This window comes from Janthinobacterium woesei, from assembly GCF_051380875.1.
Classification (GTDB): domain Bacteria; phylum Pseudomonadota; class Gammaproteobacteria; order Burkholderiales; family Burkholderiaceae_D; genus Janthinobacterium.
In genome coordinates this window covers 128894-144516 of record NZ_JBNYXW010000012.1, presented here as the reverse complement: position 1 = coordinate 144516, position 15623 = coordinate 128894, and the positions used below count along the sequence as shown (strand labels likewise).

At 57.8% G+C, this 15623-nt stretch carries 12 protein-coding genes and 1 tRNA gene; all 13 read right to left on the bottom strand.

Features of this window, described 5'->3' with window-relative positions; all coding sequences use genetic code 11:
* Nucleotides 1-233 precede the first annotated feature (233 nt).
* Complete coding sequence (locus ACQ4W6_RS15835; protein WP_436568129.1) at nucleotides 234-1685, bottom strand: hypothetical protein; 1452 nt, start codon at nucleotides 1683-1685, stop codon at nucleotides 234-236.
* A gap of 91 nt (nucleotides 1686-1776) precedes the next feature.
* Nucleotides 1777-3426, bottom strand: coding sequence for a hypothetical protein (locus ACQ4W6_RS15830; RefSeq protein WP_436568128.1), 1650 nt, complete (start codon nucleotides 3424-3426; stop codon nucleotides 1777-1779).
* Between the two features lie 23 nt (nucleotides 3427-3449).
* A complete protein-coding gene (gene epsI, locus ACQ4W6_RS15825) occupies nucleotides 3450-4136 on the bottom strand; it encodes an exosortase-associated protein EpsI, B-type (RefSeq protein WP_436568127.1) in 687 nt (228 codons plus the stop codon).
* Nucleotides 4133-5029, bottom strand: a complete 897-nt coding sequence (xrtB, locus tag ACQ4W6_RS15820; RefSeq protein ID WP_436568126.1) for an exosortase B — start codon at nucleotides 5027-5029, stop codon at nucleotides 4133-4135. Before xrtB ends, epsI begins: the two co-directional genes overlap by 4 nt.
* An 11-nt stretch (nucleotides 5030-5040) precedes the next feature.
* On the bottom strand, nucleotides 5041-5916 hold the full coding sequence (epsG, locus tag ACQ4W6_RS15815) for a chain length determinant protein tyrosine kinase EpsG (RefSeq protein ID WP_436568125.1): 876 nt from the start codon (nucleotides 5914-5916) through the stop codon (nucleotides 5041-5043).
* A 19-nt stretch (nucleotides 5917-5935) separates the two neighbouring features.
* A complete protein-coding gene (gene epsF, locus ACQ4W6_RS15810; RefSeq protein ID WP_436568124.1) occupies nucleotides 5936-7351 on the bottom strand; it encodes a chain length determinant protein EpsF in 1416 nt (471 codons plus the stop codon).
* Between the two features lie 65 nt (nucleotides 7352-7416).
* Nucleotides 7417-8205, bottom strand: coding sequence for a polysaccharide export protein EpsE (gene epsE, locus ACQ4W6_RS15805; protein WP_436568123.1), 789 nt, complete (start codon nucleotides 8203-8205; stop codon nucleotides 7417-7419).
* Between the two features lie 44 nt (nucleotides 8206-8249).
* Nucleotides 8250-9257, bottom strand: coding sequence for an EpsD family peptidyl-prolyl cis-trans isomerase (locus tag ACQ4W6_RS15800; RefSeq protein WP_436568195.1), 1008 nt, complete (start codon nucleotides 9255-9257; stop codon nucleotides 8250-8252).
* Nucleotides 9258-9898: 641 nt separating this feature from the next.
* The gene (locus tag ACQ4W6_RS15795) at nucleotides 9899-11281 is read right to left on the bottom strand and encodes an undecaprenyl-phosphate glucose phosphotransferase (protein ID WP_436568122.1); all 1383 of its coding nucleotides are present in this window, start codon (nucleotides 11279-11281) and stop codon (nucleotides 9899-9901) included.
* Between the two features lie 8 nt (nucleotides 11282-11289).
* Complete coding sequence (gene epsL / locus ACQ4W6_RS15790; protein WP_436568121.1) at nucleotides 11290-12513, bottom strand: XrtB/PEP-CTERM-associated polysaccharide biosynthesis outer membrane protein EpsL; 1224 nt, start codon at nucleotides 12511-12513, stop codon at nucleotides 11290-11292.
* Nucleotides 12514-12601: 88 nt separating this feature from the next.
* Nucleotides 12602-13264: a CAAX prenyl protease-related protein gene (locus ACQ4W6_RS15785; protein ID WP_436568120.1), complete on the bottom strand. Its 663-nt coding sequence runs from the start codon at nucleotides 13262-13264 to the stop codon at nucleotides 12602-12604.
* Between the two features lie 175 nt (nucleotides 13265-13439).
* Nucleotides 13440-15332, bottom strand: coding sequence for an ATP-binding cassette domain-containing protein (locus tag ACQ4W6_RS15780; RefSeq protein WP_436568119.1), 1893 nt, complete (start codon nucleotides 15330-15332; stop codon nucleotides 13440-13442).
* Nucleotides 15333-15504: 172 nt separating this feature from the next.
* Nucleotides 15505-15579, bottom strand: a tRNA-Arg gene (locus ACQ4W6_RS15775).
* Nucleotides 15580-15623: the final 44 nt, after the last annotated feature.

The window sequence follows — 15623 nt, the reverse complement described above, 5'->3', positions numbered from 1 at the left end:
TTGCAATGCAAAATCAGTCAAAAATGGGAAGCTGGAAGTGTCGCCTGGCACGCCCGATGCGCACGATGCAGTACATATTTTCCTGCATTGAAGCAACTATACAGGAAAGGGTATCAGCATCAAAAACAAAAAATCAAAAACTCGCCGAATTTGTTGTATAGCGATAGTACCAGTCATTTTTGAAGAAGTTGATAATATTATCGAAGAAGTTACATGAACTTAGGATAATATTATTATGATGAAATTGGTTCCAACAGGCGTGAAAATCGCGGCGAGATACGTGCCAGGGCTGGCAGCTCCGCACGCTTGAACAAGCCCACGAAACGCAGGGCCAGCACGTAGGCCCCCACGCACAGCAGCAGCGCAAGAACGATGATGAAATGGCCGCCAGGCAGCAGCAACACCAGGCGCGCCGCCAGTGCGGCGCCAGCGATGGCTGCGGCAAGGCGCAGCAAGACTGGCAAGCCGATACCAAAGCCTTTTTGCAGGCTCGGCTCCCGGTTCACCCAACGCAACCAGCCATAGATGATGAAATACGGCATGGTGCTGACCAGCACCAGCATGAGCGGGCTGCGCAAGTAGGCACACAAGCCGAGCAGACCCAGGAAGGGCAAGGAAAACCATATCCACAGCCGATTATGGTGGGAGATGCGGCCGATCGGATTCAAGCTGAGGAACAGCGATTCACCCAGGCTCATCCCTGCCAGCTGGATGAGGATCAATATAGCCAACAACATTTCGCCACCATAACGCCCGTGGGTCACCCAGTTAATCAGGGGCTCGCCGCAGCCGAGCAGGCTGGCAATGCCGAGGCCGATGATCACATAATTGAAACGCAACAGCAGCGACACGGCTGAGCGTATGCGCTCGATATCGTGGTGCTTGCTGTAATCGCTGGCCAGGGCCGGCTCAACAATGCCCTTGGCCAGGAAAATGGGCATGAACTGATAGGCACGGTCCGACAGGGTCTGGAAGAAGCCGAACGATGCCGTCACCAATGGCGTGGCCACCGCACCGACGATGAGCTTTAGCAGCGCGCCACGAAACGGCAGCCCCAGCATATATGCGGCCTGCGTTCCCAGGCTGTCGCGCCACAGGATGCGGAACGAAAAACCAAAACTGAGCGGCAAAGGGGGGGGCGCATGGCGCCGCAATTGCACGAATTCGCGCACCAGCACCAACAGCAAGGCCAGCGACAGCACGCATTCGGCACCGGCAAACACGTTGGCGACATCGACCACGCTAAGGTCATGGATGAATACCAGGCTTGTCAGACCGGCAAGGCGCACGCAGCCGGCCAGCATGAACAGCACGGCCTGGCGCTTCTGCAAGCCCAGGCTGTTACAAAAAATAAGCAAACTGTCATTACAGGCCGAGCTGAGCCCATAGGCAATATACTGCAAGGGAATCGAGGAGGACTGTTCAATGATTTGCTGGGGCAATACCAGCGATGAGAAGAAATACAGGCCCAGCAACAATAGCAGCATGAGCGACAGGCGCGCCGAGATCAAGCCCAGCATCAGCAGCAGCACTTCACGCCATTTGACGGCTTCGCGCAAGGGCGGCATGAAGCGATAGACCACACGGTCCATGCCGAACATCGTCACGTAGACCAGCACGGCGGTGCCGGCGACAAAGATCGTATAGGCCGCGTAGTCTTCCACGCCCAAGTTACGCACCAGCACGAACTGAGTCAGCAGCGAGGCAATAGCCCCCCAAACCTTTGCTAACGCGAACCATTTTGCTTGCGAAACCATACGGGAAGCAACGTATGGATTATTCCCCATGCGTGCTCCACTGCATCGCGGCCGCCGGGGTGGCCACTCGGCGGCGCCCACGCACAGGCGTGTCCGCGCCAGCTGGCGTAGCCGGCGCCACGGGCGCCGCGTGGCCATACCGGCAAATCTGGATCACGCTGCCCAGGCAAAACAGGTACAGCAGTTGCACGGTGGGTTCGTCCAGCATGGTGCGGTTATACACCAGCAAGGAGACATAAATCACCAACACCGCCACGCTGGCCTCGACGATCGCCATCTGCGCCGCACTCCCCTGCCCGCGCCGGATGTAGCGCCAGCCGAGGATGACTCCACCCAGCGCCATCAGGCTATACGCGGCCGCCCCCAGTATGCCCACATCCCATAGCAGTACTGCCACGGTGGTAGCATCCACGTTCAGTGGCGCGTAACGGCGGGCGATGACGCCGCTGCCGCCAATGGAACTACTGGACTTGCTCGCCCCCGGACCATAGCCCAGCAAGCGCTTCGGCAGGCTCGCCGTGGCATCCTTGGCCCACAAGGCCAGCGACGCGCCGCGGCTGATCTCTCCCGTCAGGTAATTGACACCATGGGTATCGAAAAAGTAGCCGCCGGCCGCATCGAACTTGCCTTCCAGGCTAGCGCTACGGCTCTGGCTCTGGCCCCAATACAGCGCGTTGTACACGAAGTAAATACTGCCAATCAGCGCCACTGCCAGGATGCCATAGGCCATGACGGAGAACAGGTTTTTCATGATCCGCTGGCGCAAGACGATGAACACGGCCAGCGGTAGCCAGATGAACGCCGCCTTCACCTCGCCCAGCAGGATGACGGCCAGGCCGATGGCAAATATCAGCAGCGCCAGCGGGCGCGACATCAGCCCCCGGTTCCAGCGCGCCAGCGCATACACGCTGACAGCCACGATGAACAACACCAGCATGGAACTCAGGCCGCCGCCCAGGGGGGTGCCGCCGAACGTCCCGACGACCGAGTCGAAACCATTGTCGCGTTTACTTGAGACAAAAAAATGCTGATACAGCACCACCGGCAGCTGCAATACGCCGATCCAGATCAGCGCCTGCCACAGTTTTTCCAAAGCCACCGGGCGCCAGGCAAACCAATAGAAGGCCAGGAGCACGCTAAACACCGGCAAGTTCGACTTCAATGCCGACATCAGCTGCCCCGTCGAGGGGCGGTTCAGGACGATCGACACCATGTAGCACAGCAGGTAGGCACAGAAAGGCAGCATGACCAGCCTCACCGACTTCCCTTCCTGCGTCGTGCGCCGTGACTGTTGACGGTTCTTGAGCACCAGATCCATGAAGGTGCGCATGCCGAACAGGCCAGCCATGCCGACGGCGATCCAGGTGGCCGAGCGCAGGCCAAAGAAATACAGCGCGGAACCCTGGATGACGAACGTCACCAGGAATAGCAGATGCAACAGGATATTTGCATTGACCAGGAAAAACGCCAGCATGGCAAAGACGGCACCGCTGACGATCACCAGCAGCACGGGCGAATCGAGGCCGGCAACGGCGCCAACCAGCAGGGCCAGGAACAGCAAGGGGATCAGCAACAGCAGCGAGAGGCGCGTGTTAGCGGCCTTGCGCCTGGCAAACGGCGCAGGAGCGGCGCCAGCCTTGGCGCGGCCAGCGAAAAATGGCATCTTCATGATTATTCTCTTTTACGCAGCAACTAGCCGCTGAACACGCCAACCAGTCTGGTGCGAGATGCCGGTGATAAACTACGCAACATTTCATTGACGAAGGCATCCTGCATTTGATAGGCGGCAGCCCGGTCGGTATCGATGCTGGACACGCGAACCAGCATGCCATCGGGCACAGTGCCGCTCAAACCATAGCGCAACTGCTGCAAGCGCTGTTCCATGCCGGGCTTGGTCGCCTTGTTGCCGATCGTAATCCAATAGCTGATCGGCTCATTGCGGCTGCCGTTGACGGCCATCAGGCGCTTGATCGGCAGGCTGCCATACGCGGTCTGCAGCCGCTCATTGCTTTCCTTGCTGATTTCAAAGCCCTGCGCGCCATAGCAAATCTCGGGCTTGTGCACGCCCATGTTGTCGCCCTGGTCACCGCCGTAGGCCAGCGACAGCATCACCCGCCGCCCATGGCTGTCGATATACGTGCGCGACAGCGTCTGGTTGTAAATCTTGTCCAGTTTTGCCTGCACCTCGGGATCGACCTGCAGCGGCGCGATCGACCGGTCGACCTGCCAATCGCCAAAACGCTCGGGTATCATCGTTTCCAGATTGAACTTCGCCTGCAGGTCGGCAATCTTGACAGTCGGCGTGACGGCCTTGGTCAGGACAGCCGAACCAGCCATCAAGACCCCCAGGATCAAACTCGTCAACAGTGGCTTTTTCATGCTTTTTCCTCTCTCGACACGGTGGAGCGCCGTTCACGGCGGCGGACGATCCACTGCAACAGGCTATCGGTCGCCAGGATCAGCGACAGCGCCGTCATGAACAGCACCATGCCGGCAAAGCCGTGCAGGAATCCCTGTCCGGCGGCATCGCCGAAGTGATAGGTGATGAGCGTCAGCACGATCACGCGTATGACGTTGGCAGTAAACGAAATCGGAATGATCAGCAAGGCCAACACGACATTGCGCAGCACGGCCGTATGCCGCACCACATTCAGATAAAACAGGCCCAACGCTTCGAGCGTCAGCAAGGTCTGCAGCCCTGCGCAGGCGTCGGCCACGAGCAACTGGTATTGCCCCACTTGCAAGATCACGCCCGTACGGGCAATCGGATAGCCGGCCCAAAACAATATGTGCTCGGTAACGTACGACACGGCCATCTTCATCGGCATGGTCAGCAGGCTGACCACCTGCCCAGGCAAGGGCACCATGAACAGCATGAAGAAGAACGGGAACCACACCTTGCCAAAGCCATGCCAGCCAAAATTGAGCAGCACGATGGCTATCAGCAGGATGATGAAGGAAGAAATCTCAAAGGCCAGCACCTGCTGGGAACGGCCCAGGATATACAGCAGCAGGCCGGCGGCGACAAAGACCCAGCCCCAGGCGCTCTTGACACGGATGCTGTCCTGGGTCATGCGCGGCCACTGGCGATACAGCAGCCACAGCGACAAGGCCAGGATGATCGGGCCATGCGCCTGCTCTTCCGTCGCCCAGATGCCATGCATCAAGCCGTAGAAGGTCGGCACGAACAGGATCGCCATGCCCAGCGCGATCGGCCACCACTCCTCCACTTTATGAAAAGCGGGGAATTTTTGCAGCGTCGCCGAATTCATGGTGCGGTCCATCAAAAGTCGACAAGCACGGAACCAACGACTTCGGCGCCCGCATGGGTGACCTGGTCGCACATGGTCATGATATCGTCCAGGTGAGTCTTGTTCTTGCGCACCACCAGCAAGACGCCACCCACCCGGCCGGCGATGGCCAGCGCATCGGCCGCCGTGGCAAAGGCTGCGGTATCGTACAGCACCACGTCATAGCGCGATTCGATCTGTGCATTCAGGCTGCCAAAGGAACTGCGGCTGAGCAACTCTTGCGGGTTCGGCGGCAAGGTGCCGGAGGACAGCACGGACAGGTCGACAAAGGAGTCGATCCTGGTGACCACGGACAGGTCGGCGCGCCCCGCCAGCACGTCGGACAGGCCCTGGCGGCCCTTCAAGTCGAAAATATCTTGCTGGTTGGGCTGGCGCAAATTGGCGTCGACCAGCAAGGTCTGTTCGCCCAGCTGTGAAAACACCACCGCCAGATTGGCAGCGAACAGGCTGGCGCCATCGCCGGAATCGACGGCGACAATGGCCAGGGCCTTGCGTCCGCGGGCGAACCAGCGCAGCATCAATTGACTACGCACGGCACGCAACGTTTCCACCTGCGGGCTGAACGGATCGAAGGCGGCCACCAGGCGCGGCGAAAAGTTGGACTCGCCCGGCTGCAGGTACGGATACTCGAATTGCTGCGCCAGCACCTGCTGGATATCGGCCTCGGTAATCAGCCCCAGGCGCAGAGCCGCCTCGCCAAAGCGGATACCCAGCTCCTTTTGCATGCGCAGCACGCGCTCGGCATTTTCTGCCGTAATCTTGCCTGACTCTAGCAGCAAGCCGCCGATGCTCGAATCGCCACGTTTCAGCGCGGCATCTGGCGGGATAGGGAGTGCGGGATGATTCATCGTCATATCCATAATAAGATTAATTCAACCGCAGGCGGCGGGGAAGAATGGCACGCAACAGGCGCGAACGTGATCGCGGGCGTTTCGTGGCATTCCAGGCGATCGAACCGAGGACCGGAATTTGCACCGCTTCGGACAAGTCACTTTCGGAACGCACGCGGCGGTCCAGCATTTCCGCCAACATTGCCAGGCCCAGTCCCAGCAGCACACCGAGGAAAACGGACAGGACCGTATTGAGCAGCACTTTCGGACCAGCTGGCTCGATCGGCGGCACGGCCGGATTCAACACGGCAATATCAGACTGGTCCGACTGCCCTTCGATCTTCGTCTGTGAGAAGCGCTGCGAGGCGACATCGAACGCGCGCTGCGCGCTTTCCACATCCTTGTTCAGCACATTCATCTCGTCGCGCGTGCGGTTCAATTCCAGCACTTTCGCTTTCTGGGCTGCCAGGGCCGACCTGATGGACCCCTCGCGCTGGGCAAAAATCTGCGCATTGCCGCCCACGCTACGCGATGCCACCTGCAGTTGCTCGCGCAAATCTGCGCGCAGCTTGTCCACTTCCGCCTTCGCGCTCTGGAATTGCGGGTGATTCGCGCTCAAACGCTGCGAGATTTCGGCAAATTTCGATTCCGCCGCCCCGAGGCCGATTTTCAGGTTTTGAATCAGGGGATTCGAAGCGACGTCCGGCGACTCGGCGCCGTTCACGCTTTGCGCCATGCGCTGGCGCGAAGACGCTTCCATCGATTGGCCCTGCGCCACCACCAATTGCGCCGACAGGTCGTTGAGGCGATTGGACTCCACGTCAAGCCGGTTGTCGATGCTGACGATGCCATTGTCCTGCTGGTATTTCGACAGGCGGCTCTGCGCAATCTCGACATTATCGCGCAGCAGCTTGGTCTGTTCGCTGAAATAGGCCGCAGCCTTCTTCATGGGCTCAACCTTCAGCTGCACATTGATCTTCTGATACTCATCGGCAAATGCATTCGCAACGGCCGCCACGAATTGCGGATCGGCGCCCTTGAAGCTGATGTCGACGACACTGCTTTCGCGCGACGGCACAATTTCCAGCTTCTTCAGCAGCAGGTCGGCCAGCCAGTCGCGGATCGTGCCACGGCCGTTGGCCGCTTCGCTAAACTGGGCCATCACGGCGGGGCTATCGGCGAGACGCAACTGATCGACGACGCGCAGCGCAACATTCTTGCTGCTGATGATATCGATCTGCGTGGCCATATATCCTGGCAACAGTTGCCCGGGCATCGTCAGCCCCGTCAGCGGATCGACGCCTTTGTAGTTCAAGACCAGAGAACTGGTGGCCTTATACGTTTTCGGCAAGATCAGGCTGACGATCAACGTGGTGGCCACCGTCAGCAGGAGCGTAATAAAGACGATCCTCTGGCGCGCTCTCAGGACAAGCAGGAATTGTGAAAAATTCATCTTTAAACTCTCATTCGATTAAATAGCCATACAACGTGACGTCAGCGCTGGCAAACAGGCGCTGCTTAAAACAGACTTTCCTGGACATACACCACATCGTCCACTTGCAGCAAATCGTCGTGCTTGGCGGTAATGACCTCGATCTTGCCATCGGCATCGCGGCGCTTGATGCGCATGGCCCGCTCCGTACCACGCGCCGTCAGGCCTCCGCCCACCGACAAGGCCTGCAATACAGTCATCGAGCGTTCGAGGCGGAAGGCGCCGGGACGCTGCACTTCACCATAGATATAGAAACGCGGTGCACGTTCGACATAAATGACGTCGTTGCCAGCCAAATCAAAGTCACGGTTCAAGTTTGCATCACGCACCATTGCGACGATGTCGATCTCTTCCTTGGTGGACTGGCCATTGCGCTTGCGAATCAGGTTCACCGTCTCGCTGCCATCGCCGGCGATGCCGCCGGCCATGGCCAGGATATCCATCACGCTACGCTTGCCTTCCAGCGGATAGCGTCCCGGCCGGTTTACCTGGCCCAGCACGGATACCTGCTGGCTCTGCAGCGAGGTCACGATGATGTTGACCTGCGCCTTGCGCAGAAAGCCGCCGCCTTCCAGCAAACCGCCGAGTTTCTTTTCCGCCGCAGAGACGGACAAGCCACCCATTGCCACATTGCCAACCAGTGGGAAAGTGATCTCTCCCGTCTCGCTGATGCGCGTCTCCAGTGCCAGGTCGGGACTGCCATACACGGAAATTTTCAGCACGTCGCCGGCGCCCAGCAGCACGTCGGCAGCACCGGCAAAGCCGGCGCTCATTGTCAGCAGGAGCGCCATGCACCACATCGAAAGTCGTTTCATGATTGGTTCATTTTCTAAATAAAGTACTCACTAAAAGCTGCGGCTTACTTCAAGCCTGCAACACCACGATCATTGGCCTCCGAGGAGCTCGACGCTGCCGGTGGATTCGCGGCCGGCGCCGGGGCACTGACTGGCGCCGGAGCATTCGCCGCTGCGGGCGCTGGCGCGCTGGCGGCAGCCTTGCCGCCCGCGTCCTTGTTCAGGTACTCGATCTTGGCGGTGGCGCGCAGTCGTTTCAGTTCAGCATCGGCGGCATCCTTGTTCTTTTTATTGAACAGGAATTGCTCGATCTGAGGTGCTGCCTGCGCCAGGCTGGTCGGATTGTCGCGAATGTCTGCCAGCGAAATGAGCAGCGTGCGGTCACCTTCGCGAATGATGAACAACTGCCCTTTCGGCATCGTCAGCAATTTCGCGGTCAGTTCCGGCGCCAGGTCGGCGCTGGTGCGCGACAGTTGCGTACGCGCATACTTGACCTTGTTGGCATCGAGCCATGCGGCCACATCTTCCAGCGATTTGGCGGCATCCATCGCGGCCTTGAGCTGATCATTCATGTCGGCGCTGGCGATCACCAGCTCGCGCATGTCAAACTGCTTGCGCTGGCTGAAGAATTGCGGATTCTTGTTGAAATAATCTTCCACTTCTACCTTCGTCGGCCGCACAATGGTGCCGATGCGCTTTTGCATATACGCTTGCGCAACAATCAGCGCCTTGGCGCGCTCGACGGCCTGCACCACTTTCGGATCACGGTCCGCTTTTTCCTTGACGGCTTCATTGAGCAGCAACTGGCGGTCAATCAGGGATTCCAGCAACTGCTTGCTGGCTATTTCCTGCTGAGCAGCTTGAACATTGGCGCGTTGCAATTCTTCATTCAGCTGTAACACGGTAATTTCCTCGCCATTCACACTGGCCAAGGCCTGGCCCGGCTTTTTCTCCTTGGCGCCACAGGCGGACAAGCCAGCCGCAGCCAGCAAGACCAAGGCCGCACACAGCAAACGTGAGGGAAGTACGGATTTGTGCGCAATCAAACGGGCGTTGTGCAAATGGTTCAAAATTACTCCTTCAGTTCAGGTAAGGAAATCGAGTGCTGCCAACTATATGCATAGAAACAACGTTCACGCATAAAACATTGCCAAAAAAACACAAACTTCCCGCGAGATCATGTGATCCGATCGCATAATTGTCAATATTATAAATAATATACACAATGCACATGAACATCTGGTAAATATTTGCTTAAAAATCTATTAAGAAGCTTTAAAAACAACTGTTTCCAAAGAAAATTTACCGTAGTGAACTATTGTTCATCTGTGCATAGTTTTAATAGAATAGCATTTTTTGTGCGTAACACGAATGATGCTTGCTTGCGTGCACGCTGCGGGGAGCGTGTTCAAACACAAGATCGGCGAGGATGGAGCCGTATCCTGCTGCGCGGCATGGAAAAGCTCAAAATGATGGCCCAGGCGAGACAGTGACCGCACCCGGCTGGCAGCCTGCAAAAGGCATGGCCCGGCAAAAGATGCGTCGCCAGATGCCGTCACACGATGTTGTCGCGCCTGTCTCATATCGTTCTTTGCATTGCCGCCTGGTGTGCCCGGTGCGGGCCACGGACCCGCACTTTGAATGCTGCTTCATTTTAACGCGTATTGATCTTGAGCAAAAGATATTCCCACACGCTGTTGCCTGGCAACTTCGTTCAATGGGCATTGTCCCGCTTGAGCACGACTTTCACCGTACGCAAGATAATCCACAGATCCAGCCATAGCGACCAGTTGCGCAGGTAATCGAGATCAAAATGAATGCGTGCCTCCATCTTGTCCAGGGTCTCCGTCTCACCGCGCAAGCCGTTGACTTGCGCCCATCCCGTGATGCCAGGCTTGACCTTGTGGCGCAGCATGTAGCCTTTGATCAGCTTGCGGTACTGTTCGTTGTGCGCCACCGCATGCGGACGCGGACCAACGATACTCATGCGCCCTTGCAGTACATTGATAAATTGCGGCAATTCGTCAAGCGAACTCTTGCGCAGAAAAGCACCGATGGGTGTCAGGCGCTGGTCACCCTTGGTTGCCTGGGTCACCGTGGCACCATCCTCGCTGACGCTCATCGAGCGGAATTTATAGACGATGATTTCCTCGCCATACAGGCCATAGCGGCGCTGACGGAAGATCACCGGCCCTTTCGAGGTCACCTTCACGGCAATGGCGACAAGCAGCATCACAGGCAGCAGCAGTATCTGGATCAGCAAGCCCAGCACGATATCGCTGCCCCGCTTGACCATGCTGTTAAAGCCCGTGAACGGCGATTCTCGGATGGCAATCACCGGCATGCCGCCCACATTGTCGAAGCGCGCCTGCATCAGATCGAAAATATAGATATCCGGCAAGAAGTACACGGACGCTGTCGTATCCTGCAATTCATCGAGCATCTTGCGAATGCGTGGCTGGGCCGAAATAGGCTGGCTGATGAATATCATCTTGATATTGTGCTCGCGCACATAGGCGGCAATGCCGGCCATCTTGCCCAGCATGGGCTCGCGCATCGTCCCTGGCCAGCGGTCATCGGTGCGGTCATCAAAAAATCCCCGCACGCTCATGAACAGATTCGGATTGCACTCCACGGTGGTGGCAAACTTGAGGCTGGCGTCATTGGCGCCGATGATGACGACGGAGCGCACTTCACTTTCGCGCCCGGGATCGGCCACCATGCGCCGCGCGGCGAGATGACTGAGCAACAGTAGGAACGGGGTCAGCACGAACCAGGCCATGACCAGGTCATGGTCATAATGAAAAGCCAATCCCGTTGCCGAACCCAAAAAAATGAGAATCAGTGCCGTGATGGCCCAACTGACGAAGATATCACGGGCATACGCCAGCATCCGGCCGCTGCGCCATGTGCGGTAAGGGTCGACATACTGAAACACGGGCGAGGAAATAAAAAAAGCCAATATCATCAGCACCAGCGAATAGCCGGTAAAGGGCGAACCCGACAGGATGCACAGCAAATACAGCGTTCCCATGATGATCAGGGGATCGAGTATGCGCTGGAAAAACGAAATCATGGGTATATCATTAACCGTCATGATGCTCTTCAAAACTGGGCGCTGGCATTGAAAGAAATACCATTGGCGTGATAGGTGCCGGTATTAACAAATGGCGCGCCCTTGCGCTCATCTCGAAAGGCGTTGACACCCAACTGGATATTGGGGCGCGGCGCATAGGTCAGGCCGATGGTCGTTGTGCGTGTCGTATCGCTCACGTCGCCTGGAAGGATGAGGCCACTTGCGGCGGAAAAGTCGCGTTTTTCGCGTCGCACCTGCGCATCCATCCTCACTTTGGCAGAGATATCCCAGGCAGCAGCCAGGCTGGCGCCATTGTTCAAGCTGCTGGAAATCAGTGAATTTTCCACCGCCGCAAATTCATGCCACAAACTCCCCGTAAAGCGCACCTTGCCGAGCGGTGCCCAATACACCACGATGCGGCCATTGGCACCACTGGCATCGCGCCCCGTAAATAGCTCGTTCTTGCGTTTCACCCAGCCGCCGAGTAATTGCACTTGCGTAACGCCACTGAAACGCCAATAGATATTAGCCTTGACCTCGTCCTGCTCATACCCCTGCTCAACGCCAAAGGCAGCCAGGTTTGCCCGGTTCGGATACGTCCCTTTTAAATGGCGTAACTGGATTCCTACCCGACTTTCGCTGGCGGGCAAGTAATCGAAGCCAAGCTCAAGCGCATCTTCCTGGCGATCGGAGATCTTCTGCGCGATGGAGTCATAGGTATATTTATCGCGCGAGAAGCCGCCGCGCACGCGCCAGCTTGGATGGAAGCGCCAGCCGCCATTCGCATACTCACGGCGAATCGTGCGCAGGTTACGGTCCGTGCTTTGCAAGTCGCTAAAAGGGGTCAACGTCTGCGAGTAACTGGCTCCCACGTGACCCTCAAGATGATTGGCAATATGCCACTCCAGGTCGGCCAGATAGTCCTTGCCCGTGTAATCGAGCTGGTCAAAATGGTTAAAAAAGACGCGCGACCACTTTAGCTGGCCCGTCAACAATTGCCGGCCTATCGGACGATTGATCAAAAAACCCGCTTGTACCTGGCGCGAGGTATCGGAACGCTCCCCATTAAAACCGGGCACATTCTCATCGAGTCGGAATAAATTATTATCATATGAGTACGATGTCGCAATAAATGGCGAGATCGTATCGCTGATTGCTGCCCAGGCAGGCAAGCTGCATGCCGCACCACCGACAAGCAGCAGCGAAGTGGGTAATATGCGCGCAAGGGCCGAGGCCAAACGGTTGCGCTGCATTCCTGGTTGCCCAACAGGGGCCTGACAGTGATACGGGGAAGTCAACATGAGCATTGTCTTTGAGAGAGCAAACAGTCGATAGGCAATATTACCAGTAAGTCCAGTGTCCACCGGAAATAATCCAGAGGCCCAGCACGCCATTTGTCACGCCATGCGCAAGAATGGGCGACCACAAGGACTGGCTGCGCATGTACAACAGGCTATAGGCGGCGCCGGCAACGATGCCGGCCAGCCACAAATTATGTTCAAAGCCGAACAACACCACGCTGATGATGAACGCCTTGGCACTGGCCAGGCGCGGGTTGAATTTCAGAAAGTCCGGGGCGTCGATCCAGCGCAGCAGGAAGGAGCGCCAGAACAGCTCTTCCATCACGGGCACCACCAGTGCTGCGCCAACAATGCGCAGCACCACCAGGCTCCACTCGATCTGGCCGCCATTGCGGGGATCGAAGCCGTCGGAACTGCCGATCATCATCCAGCCAGCGTTGAGATTAATCCACAACAGAAAAACAACAATCCCGACAACGAGCGCCACCACAATGGCGCGTGCGCCCAGCGGTGTCCAGACCAGTTCCGTGTAGCTGCGGCGCCAGTACAGCAACATGCCCAGCACGACGCCGATCTTGACGGCGTACAGCCAGCGCAAGTCCTGCGCGGAAAAACCCAGGCGGCCGAGCATGTCGGCGATGAAGATGAAGGAGAGATAGGCCAGGAATGGCACTACCCGGGGCAAGGCGGCGCGGTCAAACATACTGCCGCGCATCCAGGACCGGACCACGCGCCGGACGCCGTGGTCCGGTACGCGTGTTTTTCATAACAAACATGCATCCCCCGATGTAAAAAATATAATTATATAATTATATCAAGCTGAACAGTTGCCGTGGCAAGTAATCCTAACTTATTTACAACAGGAATGGGGAAAACGATCAACCGTTGGTGCGTGCCTCGATCTGTTCCCACTTTTCCAGCGCTTCCAGCAGGTCGCTCTCGATCTGGGCCACGCGCGCGTTCAGGCGCTTGCCTTCGGCCGGTGTCTTCTTGTAGAAGTCAGGGTGCGACAGTTCGGCCGCCAGGACGGATTGCTCGTCTTCCAGCTTGGCGATCAGTTTCGGCAATTCGTCGAGTTCGCGCTGTTCCTTGTAGCTGAGCTTTTTCTGCTTGGCGACGGGTGCCGCAGCCTCTGCCTTGACAGCGGGCTTGCTGGCCGGCGCGGTCGCCACCGGCAAGGTGCGCACGCGCTCCCAGTCCGTGTAGCCGCCGACGAATTCGCGCCACTTGCCTTCGCCTTCGGCAACGATGACTTGCGTGACGACGTTGTCGAGGAAGGTACGGTCATGGCTGACCAGGAAAACGGTGCCGGTGTATTCTTCCAGCAACTCTTCCAGCAGTTCCAAGGTATCGATATCCAAGTCATTGGTCGGCTCATCGAGCACCAGCACGTTGGCCGGCTTGGCGAACAAACGCGCCAGCAGCAAACGGTTGCGCTCGCCGCCGGACAGCGACTTGACGGGCGAACGGGCGCGTTCCGGGGCAAACAGGAAATCGTTCAGATACGTCATCACATGGCGGCGCTGGCCATTGATCTCGACCCAGTCGCTGCCCGGGGCGATGGTTTCCATCAAATTCGCTTCCTCGTTCAGCTGCGTGCGCATCTGGTCGAAATACGCCACTTGCAGCTTGGTGCCGAGGCGGATGGTGCCCGTGTCCGACTCTTCCTGGCCCAGGATCATCTTCAGCAAGGTCGTCTTGCCGGCGCCATTGGCGCCAATCAGGCCGACTTTGTCGCCGCGTAGGATGGTGGCGCTGAAATCCTTGACAATAACCTTGTCGCCATACACCTTCGAGACGTTTTCCAGATCCGCCACGATCTTGCCCGAGCGTTCGCCGGCCGAGACGTCCAGCTTGACCTGGCCCTGCTGGTCGCGGCGCGCATTGCGCGTCAGGCGCAGCGCTTCCAGGCGGCGCACGCGGCCTTCGTCGCGCACGCGGCGCGCCTTGACGCCCTTGCGTATCCACACTTCTTCCTGCGCCAGGAACTTGTCGAACTTGGCATTTTCCACATCTTCGATTTCCAGCTGCTCGGCCTTGCGTACCTGATATGCCGTGAAGTTGCCCGGATACGACAGCAAGCGGCCGCGGTCGAGTTCGATGATGCGCGTAGCAACGTTGTCGAGGAAGGAACGGTCATGGGTAATGAACAGCACGCTGCCCTTGAAGTCGCGCAGCAAGCCTTCGAGCCACAGGATGGAGCTGAAATCCAGATGGTTGGTCGGCTCATCGAGCAGCAGCACGTCCGGCGCCGAGACCAGCGCGCGCGCCAGCGCGACGCGCTTTTGCATCCCGCCCGACAGGGTTTTCATCAGCATGTCGCCCGTCAGGTTCAAACGGTCGAGCACGGTTTCCACCTTGTTCGGCAAGCTCCACGCGTCGGCCGCATCGAGTTTGACCTGGATGTCATGCATGCGTTCCAGCAATTCGTCGTCATTGCCCTGGCCAAACTGGCCCGTCAACTCATCGTATTGCTTCAGCCATGCCTGCGACTCGCCCATGCCGGAGGCGACCGCGTCGAACACGGACATTTCCGGTTCGAATTGCGGTTCCTGCTCCACATACGCGATCTTGATGCCTTGCTGCATGACCAGCAAACCGTCATCGAGCTTGAACTTGCCCGAAATGACCTTCAGCAAGGAGGATTTACCCGTGCCGTTGCGGCCGATCAGGCCTACACGTTCCGTGGTTTCCAGTGAAAATTCCGCGTGATCGAGCAGCGCGACGTGACCGAACGCAAGTTGCGCCGATGAAAGAGAAATGACAGCCATAATGAGTAAGAGTGCTCGGGCGCCGTCACCTGCACACCGCGTGGTGCGCAAAACAGCCGCCGATTAGATGAATGAAGCACGCATTGTACCGATAACTCGGACTTCAATCGCTATCGACCAGTAAATTGTGCCCGCATGAAGTCAGGCCGCCGACGCGCGCTGCGTGGGAATCTGGTGTCGCCAGCAGGAATCGAACCTGCATTTAAGTCTTAGGAGGACCTTGTACTATCCATTGTACGATGGCGACACGCGCTGCGGCATTATACAGGCAAGCGCTGGCCATTAACAGTC

Excerpts from the sequence above, each read along its gene's own strand:
- epsG (WP_436568125.1), bottom strand. The coding sequence starts at position 5,916 with ATGAATCATCCCGCACTCCCTATCCCGCCAGATGCCGCGCTGAAACGT.
- ACQ4W6_RS15780 (WP_436568119.1), bottom strand. The coding sequence starts at position 15,332 with ATGGCTGTCATTTCTCTTTCATCGGCGCAACTTGCGTTCGGTCACGTC.
- ACQ4W6_RS15830 (WP_436568128.1), bottom strand. The coding sequence starts at position 3,426 with ATGAAGATGCCATTTTTCGCTGGCCGCGCCAAGGCTGGCGCCGCTCCT.
- xrtB (WP_436568126.1), bottom strand. The coding sequence starts at position 5,029 with ATGAATTCGGCGACGCTGCAAAAATTCCCCGCTTTTCATAAAGTGGAG.
- ACQ4W6_RS15795 (WP_436568122.1), bottom strand. The coding sequence starts at position 11,281 with ATGACGGTTAATGATATACCCATGATTTCGTTTTTCCAGCGCATACTC.
- epsI (WP_436568127.1), bottom strand. The coding sequence starts at position 4,136 with ATGAAAAAGCCACTGTTGACGAGTTTGATCCTGGGGGTCTTGATGGCT.
- epsL (WP_436568121.1), bottom strand. The coding sequence starts at position 12,513 with ATGCAGCGCAACCGTTTGGCCTCGGCCCTTGCGCGCATATTACCCACT.
- epsE (WP_436568123.1), bottom strand. The coding sequence starts at position 8,205 with ATGAAACGACTTTCGATGTGGTGCATGGCGCTCCTGCTGACAATGAGC.
- epsF (WP_436568124.1), bottom strand. The coding sequence starts at position 7,351 with ATGAATTTTTCACAATTCCTGCTTGTCCTGAGAGCGCGCCAGAGGATC.
- ACQ4W6_RS15785 (WP_436568120.1), bottom strand. The coding sequence starts at position 13,264 with ATGTTTGACCGCGCCGCCTTGCCCCGGGTAGTGCCATTCCTGGCCTAT.